Raw genomic sequence first — 10,303 nt, 5'->3', positions numbered from 1 at the left:
TGTACACGTCGTCTTTCGACACCTGCCGTCCCTTCTCGTTTTCCAGGCAGTTCACCCGGAACATCTTGATAGGGTCGCTGTACTGTTCGTAGTACTCTAGCCGCTCTTCGGGACTCTCTGGCATACTGAAATCGCCGTTATCGTACAGCCGCCGAATCCCGGCGAGTGCGAGGTTCAGCAAGCCGCTCATTTCCTCTTCTTTCGTGAGCTGCTGCATGAGGGTACTCTTCTCGACTTTATCCGGGTTTCCGTCGTTGGGATTGTCGGTGAACTTCGTTGAAAATCTGATGGGGTACAGCCGGTCTTGAATCGCTTCCGTGCGTTCACCCAAGACCGGAGGCTCATTCGCACCGAACATCAGCTTCGCCGAGTTGACAGCTGTGTACGATTCTTTGCCCTTCGGTTCGACGTCTATCGGGTCGCTGCCGGTGAGTGCTTTCACCGTACCTAGGTCGTTGACCTTCTTGCTCGGCATATCGGCTGCGATGTTCGCGAGATTGCCGACAATGGCCTTCGTCGCGAAGCGGTTTTCAGCCATCTTCTGCATGGTGACACCCGATATGTTCTCTCGACTCAGGAACTCAGAAACGAGGTCGTAGAACGTCGACTTGCCGTTCTTACCCCGGCCGAACAGTACGAGGATACTGCGGAAGTCGTAGTGCGGCAACAGGCAGTTGCCTATCATCTCGTACAGCGTGAGTTCGTCCGCTCTACGGTCGGTGATGTTCTCGACGAACTCCTCTATGTTCGGTGCTTCGGCGTCCGGGTCGTAATCCCACTTGAGTCCGCGCGTGAAGCAGTACTTCGGCGAGTGCTCGGAGAACTCCATTGTTCGGAGATTGATAACGCCGTTTCCGACACAGAACAGGTCGTCTTCGTACTCGCCCGCGTTCAGACAGTCACGGTCGACGTAGGTTTGCGCCTTGAGTTGGCCGACGATCTCCCTCTTTTCGTGTTGCGTGTAGTGTGGCCCAAGCCCCCGCTGCAGTTCTCTCTCGACGTCGAGCACACCTCCGACTTCGAATAGTCCACTCGGCTCATGGTACGAGTACAGCTTTTGCGTATCGCGAGGAGTGATGAACGCACCTTCGGCGTTCAGCTTCTCCGCTGCAGCGAACCGAGCGAACTTGCTGTTAATCTCGGTGTCTTGGTAGAGGTCTCTGATTTTCCCCCACGTCTCGACACCCGCTGATTTCGTCTCCTCTTCGTCCTCTTCCGGTGCTGGCGGTGCTTGATACTTCTCCGACGACGGGGTGTAGTACTCCGTCTGCTTGTCGACAGCCTCTAAGACACTACTCCGGTAGCCGTCGTCTTCTCTCTCTGACCACTTCGATAGTGACGGCCGTGAGACGCCTTCTGCCGTTAGCTGTCCGTCCATCGCCCGCCCGACAGCCCGCTTGTCTCCCTGTAGCCAGAAAGCCAGCTTGAACGCGAGTGCGCACTCTGCTTCGCTTCTGTCGCCGCCATAGTCGCTGTAGTCGCCACGCCAGAGACGCTTTAGCTTCTCGTCGTTACTTTCCGTGAGTGCGAACGCGAGAACCTCGCTATTGTCGGCGCTCGACGACGGAGCGGGTGTCTCTGGTTCTTCGTCTTCCTTCGGTGCGTAGGTCGGGTCTTGCCGAAGAACGTCGACGATCTGGCTAGCTTCTATCGTTGCTATCTCTCTGTCCGCGTTCAGCGTGTACCGGCCACCCTCTTCGGTCGCACATTCGTCGCACCAGTCCTTATCGCAGTCGTCGAGCTGGCTACCCGCTCCGACGACATACTGGTTCGCTGCGCGTACCTCTCCCCACGACGGTCCGGGGTTGCCTTTCGTGAGGTCGAACTCTTCTTTGAATACCTCTGCTATCGGCCGCCCGTCTTCTGCTTCTTCGACACCGTAGAACCGGTGCGTTCCACCGTGCGGGCTTTTCTGTTCGAACGTAGCCGGAAGCTCGGCGAGAGCGAGTAGTCCGCTCTTGTCGTCTAAGTCGCCGTAGTCGTCCACGTCGACACAGATTAGCCGATCTTCGGTAGTGGCGTAGATACCGTAGTTTCCGCTAACTTCGTGTGCTTCGTGTCGCGTGTGGTCGTGCGAGGCTTTCTTGCCGTTTTTCACGTCGACGAACCGCTTAGTGTCGATTCCGGCCTCTTCTAGCCGTTTTGCGACACGCTGCTTCGGTTCTTCGCTCATGCCGCCACCTCCGAACTATCGACATTCGGAGAGGTTCGCCGGTACCCTGGACCGGTCCAAGTGGTCCAACCAACAGGCCGGTACTCCCATATTAATGAGAGTTCTATACAGCTATTATTCTCTTCTCTCGCTATTCTGATAGTACCACCCATTACCTTGGACCACTTGGACCGGGGGGTCATAGAAGGCAAAAACGAAGGCGAGACGCCTTCTGTCGCAACTTTAGCGGTCCGGGGTATCTTGGACCGGTCCGACCGACCCTGGACCACCGCTGTCGATACGTTGTTCATTCTGCCGACACCTCCTCGGCCGGTGTGTACCCGGCGGCTTTCATCAATGCCAGCAGCTCGGTGGGTACGTCGTCGAGAGAAACGACGTCGTCGAGTTGACAGTCGGAGGCCTGGCGCTGGCTGATAGTAATCGTCCGAATGTGCTGTAGGAGGGCTACACGGTCGTCTGTCGCCACGCGGAAGAAAGCGATCTTGATGCGACCGCGTGCGGGATGCCAGGTAAGCCGGTATCCGCTACCGTTGTGGCACTGTTCTCCGTTTCCGAACGGCACAGAGAAGCCGCCACCCGGTAGCTCTGTGTCGGCTACCTGTCGCGTGTTGTGTGCGGCACTCATCGTCGCACCTCCGTCAGACCGGCGCCGACACCGCTGTACAGTTCCTGATTAGTAAGGCACTCGTGGCACCCGTGCACTACGTCTTCTCGATCCCCGAAGACACGTCGGAACTGCAGCGTGACGTGTCCGGCACAGTTCTGACACCGTGTGTCGGGAATACGAGAGCGGCGGGTCTCGACTTCGTAGTCGTCGGTCTGCGTGGCCTGTATGTCGCTACTCATTCGAAGACACCCCCCTCTGCCGGGTCGTATTCGTAGTGACCGCTAGAACAGGTGAGTACTCCTGCGTCTCCGCGTTCAAGTGCTCCGTAGCAGTGTGGGCAAGTATTCCAGAGTTCTTTGCCCAAGCCGGAGAGGTGCGAGTACTCGCGTTCGGCGTGCTCTTCGCGAGAAGTACTGTCTGCAGTACTGTCGGTGCGAGTGCCGTACTGTCCGAGCTGCGCCTGTTTGGTTGTGTTACCGGTGCGTGCGTCGTTTTCCGCTGCCATCGACATGTGGTGTGTTCATATGTGGACTATTGTCTGCATGCGAGGAACCCCGACACTTCTAATACACGGCAAATACGATAACTAGTCAGCTCCAGTCCGGGTCGTAAGGGCTGAGTGCTTGCCATGCAGGGGTTTCTCGACTGAACCCGCTTGCCTACCGTCCAAAGTGAGACAAGCGGTTCAGTTACTTTCCCTCTGCTCGTTTCTACACCGCGTAGCGGTGCGTGACTCCCTATCTTTCTTATATCCGACGAGGGTATGCTACCCTAAAAAACTGTAGGGTGTAACGACTAATCAGGTATCTTCACATACAACCGATTAAGGCCCATTGCAGGTTCTAACGATGCCTTCCGCCGGGACTGTCGTCTAACCCGAATGGTCCGCCAGTCGACAGCGTAGTACTCTCAGCAGTACTCTCGAAGTGATTGCTTTGCTGTTCGATCTCCGCGAGTTCCTGCTTAGTTTCAACGTAGTGTTCAAGCACTGCCTTTAGCTGCAGTTCGAACTTGAGGTCGGAGGCATCAACGTGCGGCACAACATCATCAGCGAACTGTTCGACCTGTTCGTACAAATTCGGGTGTATCTCCGGCCTCTTCTTGCGCATGTACACAGATTGACGCGGGCGCACATAGTACGAACGAGGTTGGTTCTCGGTGGTTGTAGCGTATGATTCTGCACGTCTGTCGTTCGGCGTGTGTAATACTCTAGACCGGCATAATCGCAAGCAGGCGGTGGGTTTGCCTGCCTATTACCACCCGGCCTTTATCGACCTATAACGGTAACTGGGAAGACAGGAGAGAGGCTGGCTGTCCTTTCGTCGAGAGGAGTACAATCGCAAGCAGTGACCGGGTGAGTCGGTTGAAAACAGCAAGAAGGACACTATAGCTACGTATCTACGCACATACAGCCGGGGGTGGTACTCCCCTCCCCCCGATGCACCCCCTGCAAGCCCTCTAATTAACTTAGGTATCGCGTGAAGGGTCAGAATCGAATCGTCGAGTAAGAAGACCGGCCGGAAGTTACGGAACTGAGTTCGTTGACGGCATGATAGTCCGCTCTTCGCAGACGTTCATGTGCTGGCCGAACGTCGAGTCGATCTCTCCGCCACAGTGCGGACAGTAGTCGATACCGGGACTACTCATTCGCGCCCTCGCACGTGTGACGCTTGATGTCTCCGAGAAGCGCGCTAGCGAAGCCGCACCGACTGCAGTAGTAGCCGTTAATCTCGGTGATGGTTCCAGGCATTACTGCTCGGCCTCGAGTTCGTCGAGCTGCTGCAGGGTTTGTTCAAGAGCAGAGCGTAGTCCGTCGAGTCGTTGGTCGGACTGTTCGCTCTCGCGTGTGAGTGCGTCAGCGGCGTGTGTGGCGAAGCCGCTGATACGAACGACCATTTCCATTAGCTCGGCAGCCTCGGCGTTCATGTCGTCAGCGTACAGGCCGAGAACCTCGCCGTGTAGTTCGAAGAACTCCGACGTCTTTCGGTGCGCTTGGATAACGTCGGCGGCGGTGAGTTCGTCGCTACTCACCTTACTGCCGAGCATAGCGAGTTCGTCGCCGAGTTCCTCTCCCTCAATCTCGATGGTGATACCGAGTTCTCTGCGAATCAGTGCGTCTTGTGTGGCGGTGAGTCTGCGGCCGTTACCGCCGTCGGTGTGGGCTTTGCTCATTGCGCGCCCTCCATCACCTGAAAGACACTGGTGTCGTCATAGTGGCCGCGTAGCGTCTCACGTGCGTTGAACTCTATTTCGATGCTTCCCGTTACTGCTTTCCCGTCTGAGCGGGTAGGTTTGCTTGCGTTCATAGTCGGACGCACGGTCGCGGGTGTTCCACCACCCCGGCCATTCTACGAGGCCGTTCCGTGCTTACCAGAGTGTATAGACTCCGCCCATAAGAATGTATGCATTTATGCAAGCATGGGAGTAGTAACCTATACAAGCATGCATGGGTAGGTGTATGCATGGTAGACACCTCAATACGAGTAACAGAGGAATTAGCTGACGAACTTTACCGCCGCAAAAGCAGGGGGCAGAGCTACGAAGAGGTGATTTGGGCCTTAATTGAGAAGGCGGACAATGCAGATAGCGAAGAATCTCACGTCGACGACGCCCGGGTGTCGGAAACGCAAACACAAGCCGAAGAGCAACCTCTCGACCGGCCGCTTGCGGGGCATCTTGCTGCTGTCGACTTTCCTTCGACCCAAGATAGAGAAGAGTGCGAAGAGGCAGTGCTAGCGGCTTACGAGTTCCTGCAGGCTACAGGCCGGGCAACCATGCAAGACTTTGTGGAGACGGTCATGCCAGAGTATTCGCTTGGCTACGCTGTTCCCGATCTTGAAAGCGGGAAACGATACAAAGGCGCCTGGTGGCGTCGTGTAGTCAAACCCGGATTGAAGGAACTCCCCGGTGTCGTACCGCCGTCGAGCGGACAGAGTGAATGGAGACACCAACCAGATGAATGACAAAGTAGACCGTTCGGTGTAACCCCTTGCGGTTGGACGTCGACGAGAGCGGTTCCGCGTTGTTGCACACACGCCGAGGTTCGCCGTGTGTAATTTCACTCGTTTCGGCGAGCCCCGTCTCGCCCTCGGTGTCGCAACACACCGCGTTTCTCTGTTGTTTATATACTACCCTCTGTTTGAACTGGTTCAGTTGCTCGGCAGAACTAGGTATTCGGACCGCGTGTGCAATTCTATATGCGCGTTCGAATGAACGACAGCCGAAAGCAGCGGTACGAAACACTCACCGAAGCCACCGGAGAGAAAACCAAATCAAAGGCTCTCGACAAAGCAGCGGCGTACTACATCAAGATGAGAGGCGATACGGTGGCTGTGCCAAACGGTCGGGTGTCGGAACTCATGGCGTTAGCAACTCGGCAGGGATCGGTGACGCCAGCAGAGATAGCCGACTGCCTCGACGTCGACGAACTACCCGTATGTTACGAGTCGAGTTGGTCGGTCGGTGAAGATTCGGACTAACAGCTCCAACCACGTCAGCTATTTGTCTAGACAAGCCCTCGTACAATATGCGGTGAGACACCGCAAGACGGCTCCCTATCCCGTCTGGTCATTGGAATTTAGCATGAGTCCCCCCGCTATCCATCGGGGGGTTTCTGACACACTTTCATCGGATGGTGCGAAAGACTAACATTCAGACACTCAGATTAGTTTTCATGAATCGCAAGTATATCACGTATGCACTACTTTCTGTGATAGCTGTACTCTTGGCGCTGTCAAACTCACTCGGCGAACTTAGTGCCGGTGACGCTATCGGATCAATCTCGTTTTTTGCGGGTAGTTTGGCTGGATGGTTTGTTGTCGTCTTTGCTGCTTACAAACTGCTTGCAAAACTCTCCAGTTCCGGCCGACCCGACGCTACGTCTGAGTGAAGCGGTGTTTGACTACTGCGAACCCTTGGGGTAATGTGTTCGGAAAAGGGGTGCAGAGAGTGTTAGAACAGACGGAAGTCGTCGTTACTGCTCTCACCGGTGAGGTCGTCGACGTCGGCTATACCAGAGTCAAACAGTGTACTATCGGACGCAGCACTTCCGAACAAACCGCCGTCACTCCTACCGGACCCTCGTGACCCGTCGAAGTTCGAGCGTCGGCCGCGTCTTCCGTCGAAGTCGAAGCGGAACCGACTGTCGCTGTCTTGCTGCGTCGCCGTTGTGGTCAAGCCAGTGTAGCGTAGCTGCGTGTCTGTGTCCGAGTCAGCCGCTACGTCGGTACGGATACTGGTATCCGTATCGCCGAAGAGATCCGTATCCTCAGGCGTGTTGAACACATTACCGAACCCACTGTCTAAGTCGAAGCCAGTGCGGCTGTCGGACAGCCCAAACGCACCAGTCTCGACAGAACTCGTGTCGAACAGCTCGTACTCTTCGCCCTCTTGCGTCGTCGAGGAGCTGCGCACGTTTCCGTCTGAGTCGATGAGTTCGCCCGACTGTGTTGCATCGGACAGGCCGACAGTACCACCGAAGACAGCAGCGTCTGACCCGACACCGTCGCCGAGTTCGTCTGCTAACTGCCTCTCTATGTCTATCAAGTCGCGCAAGTCGTCTGTCGGTACGTCGCCGAACCTATTCCCGAGTTCTGTGTTCGGGCTTCGATAGCCGAGCGAGAAAGAGCCACCATTCCCACTAGTCGAACGATCTTCGGTAAAGCGTCCGTCGTCGGGCCGCGGGTTGCCACGTGTGCGAGAGGGACCGCCACCTCCGAAACGCCCACCGTAGGGGTTTGATCTCTCGCGTGCGCCTGAAAGTGTCGACGAATCTAGTGTCACGCTGTCGCTGCTACTCCCCCCCGACGTTCTCCCCGTCGACGAACCTATTTCGAGTTGTGCTCGGTCAAGGTCGCCGTCGTCGAGATAGTTGCGAACTCGGCGGCTCGTTCCTTGAGCAATCTCACCCGTGAGGTCAGACGAACCAGTCACACGGCCGGCCGCCGACCCTGCAGCAAAGCCGCCAAGCAACTCGCCTGCAGACTGTGACGTGTATCCGATAGGGTCCTCGGTGAACCCCTCCTGGGCGGTGCTGAATATCTCTCCCCCACGTGCACCGGCGTCTTCGGCGAACTCTTGCTGTCCCTCTTGCTCAGGTACAAGCGTGAAGCCCGGTCCGACGTCGAACAATCGCGAGGGTTGTGTGTAAGCAAACTCGCCAATTTCTTTCGCATCAGATGCCCTGTCTCCAAGATTTGCGACACTGACTATCCCCTGTCCCATCTCGGAATATACACGCTGCTCTAGGGAGCCGTCGTCACCACCCAGGTCACTACTCCACTGTGCGGCATCATCGAAACCAGCCGCCGATAGCGTGGAGTCACGGGCTTGCGCCGCCGCCCCGAGCGCTTGATATTCAAACGAATTCTCTATCTGCGATTCGGCGGCTTCATCGAAAACTCCCGACACGCTACCTAGGTCTTCTTCGACCGTATTCCCAGTGAACGGATTTTCTATGACCACATCGCCGAATCGCTCGCCTCTGTCGTTCGATTCCGTGGCCTCTCGGTCCGATGCGAAAGCGTCCGATAGTCCGGGGATGTTTGCCCGTTCAGTACCGCTGTCCAAGTCGATACCGTCACCGCCGAACTCGTCTCGATCTTGTGCGAACTGTTCGTTGCCACCGGCACCCGGCAGACTGTCTAGGTAGGCATTGAAATCTGCTTCAACACTTGAGAACTCGTCTCTGTCTTGCGCGAATTGGTCGCCGACACCAGGGATGTTATCGACAGACTCCGCACGTGCGTCTTGGCGATCGGATACGAACTCGTCGGTGAACTCGACAGTGAAGCTACCGTCTTCACTGCCTACCCGAAAATCCTCCTCGTTCAGAAAGCTATTCTCTGCTATCACCGCGTCTCGAAACCGGCCGCGTGCGCGTCGACGACGTTTGTTCCGTCCGCGTTCCGTGAACTCGGGCACCAGGCTATCGCCTTCTTGCCTGATTACTACGTCGTCAGCGTCCAACCAACTGTACTCGTTGAGTAACTCCTGTTCGAACTCTCGAGCTTGCTCCGCCGCAAACCCGCTTCCGTCTTCGGTACCTGTCTCTCTCGGTGCTCTTTGAGAGGAGAACATTGGGTCGGTACTCTGTTGTGGCGGGCTTCTGCCACCGAATCCGCTGTTCGAACTATCCGACATCCCGCCCGGCGAAACGTCGTCGAGCGAAAACGTGTCTCCGCTTGGTGACTCAACTTGTGGACCGTCTACAAAGCGGTCTGAGCTACCCGAAGACGACGAACTGCCGCCACTGCTACTGCCATTGTTTCCGCTATTACTGTTATTACCACCGTTCGATGAATCGTTCAGGTCGCTCAGATTCACCGTCTCACCGTTTGGACCTTCGATACTCGGCCCGCTATCGAACTGAGAGGTTGCACTTCCACTATCGCTACTCCGGCCGCTACTGCTCGACGAACGGCCGCTTGAACTCTCGTCGTCGACGATGCTCCGGGCTTCCGACTGCGACACCGTGTTACCGCTCGGGCGTCTGAATTTTGCCATTAGTTAGCCACCTTCATTTTCGTGTGTGGTGACGTATTGGACTGACTTAGTACGAACGAGGTTATACACTCGAAAAAGAGAGCTACAGCTACTCAGCCACCGAAAGACCGCACTGACGGTAGGGCTCAGTTACGGGAAGTCACCCATGTATCCATCTTCGCCGTCGTAATCGACTGGCGTTATCCACCCATTCTTCCGAGCGAGGTCTATCAGTCGCCGTGCTCGGTCCGGGTTACAATCCGACAGCTTTCGCGTTGCCATCGCGATGAGCTCAGTTTCACTCAGCGTTTTGTGTGAGTCCGACAGCCACTTACTGATACGCTTCGCGTCAGCTTGCGACCCTTCGGCGTCTTCCGGTATCTCATCGGACGACACACCACCGTCTGCAGCCGCTTCGGACTGGCTACTATCTACGTCGTCTACGTCTTCCGCGTCCTCGACGATCTCCAGCGTACACTTCGGCGTTATTTCGACATAGCGGACGTCATCCTCCGTCTTTACCGCTGCACCGTGAATACACACCGTGTCGCCTTTGGAGACGTCTGCGAACGGGTGCGAACCATCTAGCCCTTCCCGAACCTGAAAGTCCAAGTTGAACACACCGTCTTCCGTAAGCCACCCTTCGGCGGCTAACCAGTCAGCCGGTTTCAGAAAACCGCCGACTGTCGCCGTTATCGGGCCTGTCTCGCCAACCTCGAGGTCGGCGAGTGACACGTCGTCTTCGGCTTCGTCTTTCTGCTCGTTTGCCTCTCGCGTCAGAACGTCAGCGTAGCCTAGGCCCGCCTCGGTGAACCGAGTGTTATCTAACCGTCTCTCACGGCCGCTTTCCGTTCTAACGCGCGTATCGCTGTAGTTGAGTGTCGTCTGGCGAAGTTGTCGGAAGAATACCGATTGTGAAGTTTCCTTCTTGCCTTCTGCCCTGCAGTAGTTTGTGTACGTGTTGTACACGTCGTCTTTCGACACCTGCCGTCCCTTCTCGTTTTCCAGGCAGTTCACCCGGAACATCTTGATAGGGTCGC

General features: G+C 56.3%; 8 protein-coding genes. 1 reads left to right on the top strand and 7 read right to left on the bottom strand.

All coding sequences use genetic code 11. The features are described from left to right. The 5 genes from AUR64_RS18690 to AUR64_RS18665 form a co-directional block, all read right to left on the bottom strand. On the bottom strand, positions 1-2,173 hold a 2,173-nt coding region (locus tag AUR64_RS18690; protein ID WP_205628430.1), incomplete at its 3' end, for a phage/plasmid primase, P4 family. Positions 2,174-2,459: 286 nt separating this feature from the next. Next, positions 2,460-2,798, bottom strand: a complete 339-nt coding sequence (locus AUR64_RS18685) for a hypothetical protein (RefSeq protein WP_058583493.1) — start codon at positions 2,796-2,798, stop codon at positions 2,460-2,462. Continuing rightward, on the bottom strand, positions 2,795-3,019 hold the full coding sequence (locus AUR64_RS21400) for a DUF7563 family protein (RefSeq protein WP_058583492.1): 225 nt from the start codon (positions 3,017-3,019) through the stop codon (positions 2,795-2,797). Before AUR64_RS21400 ends, AUR64_RS18685 begins: the two co-directional genes overlap by 4 nt. Positions 3,020-3,622: 603 nt before the next feature. Then, complete coding sequence (locus tag AUR64_RS18670; protein WP_205628429.1) at positions 3,623-3,895, bottom strand: hypothetical protein; 273 nt, start codon at positions 3,893-3,895, stop codon at positions 3,623-3,625. 634 nt (positions 3,896-4,529) lie between these two features. Further along, complete coding sequence (locus tag AUR64_RS18665; RefSeq protein ID WP_058583489.1) at positions 4,530-4,952, bottom strand: hypothetical protein; 423 nt, start codon at positions 4,950-4,952, stop codon at positions 4,530-4,532. A 290-nt stretch (positions 4,953-5,242) separates the two neighbouring features. Between AUR64_RS18665 and AUR64_RS18660 the strand changes: the two genes are divergently transcribed. Then, positions 5,243-5,743, top strand: a complete 501-nt coding sequence (locus AUR64_RS18660; protein ID WP_058583488.1) for a hypothetical protein — start codon at positions 5,243-5,245, stop codon at positions 5,741-5,743. Positions 5,744-6,731: 988 nt separating this feature from the next. Here the strand turns inward: AUR64_RS18660 and AUR64_RS18650 are convergent. Together AUR64_RS18650 and AUR64_RS18645 are read right to left on the bottom strand one after the other, a co-directional pair. Then, positions 6,732-8,858 (bottom strand): hypothetical protein, encoded by a 2,127-nt coding sequence (locus AUR64_RS18650; protein ID WP_155120666.1) that lies wholly within the window; start codon positions 8,856-8,858, stop codon positions 6,732-6,734. Positions 8,859-9,413: 555 nt separating this feature from the next. After that, the coding region (locus AUR64_RS18645) for a primase-like DNA-binding domain-containing protein (RefSeq protein WP_205628428.1) at positions 9,414-10,303 on the bottom strand (890 nt) is incomplete at its 5' end.

Source organism: Haloprofundus marisrubri, assembly GCF_001469955.1.
Classification (GTDB): Archaea; Halobacteriota; Halobacteria; order Halobacteriales; family Haloferacaceae; genus Haloprofundus; species Haloprofundus marisrubri.
The sequence above is the reverse complement of the archived record's forward strand: the minus strand, read 5'-3'. Positions and strand labels throughout refer to the sequence as shown.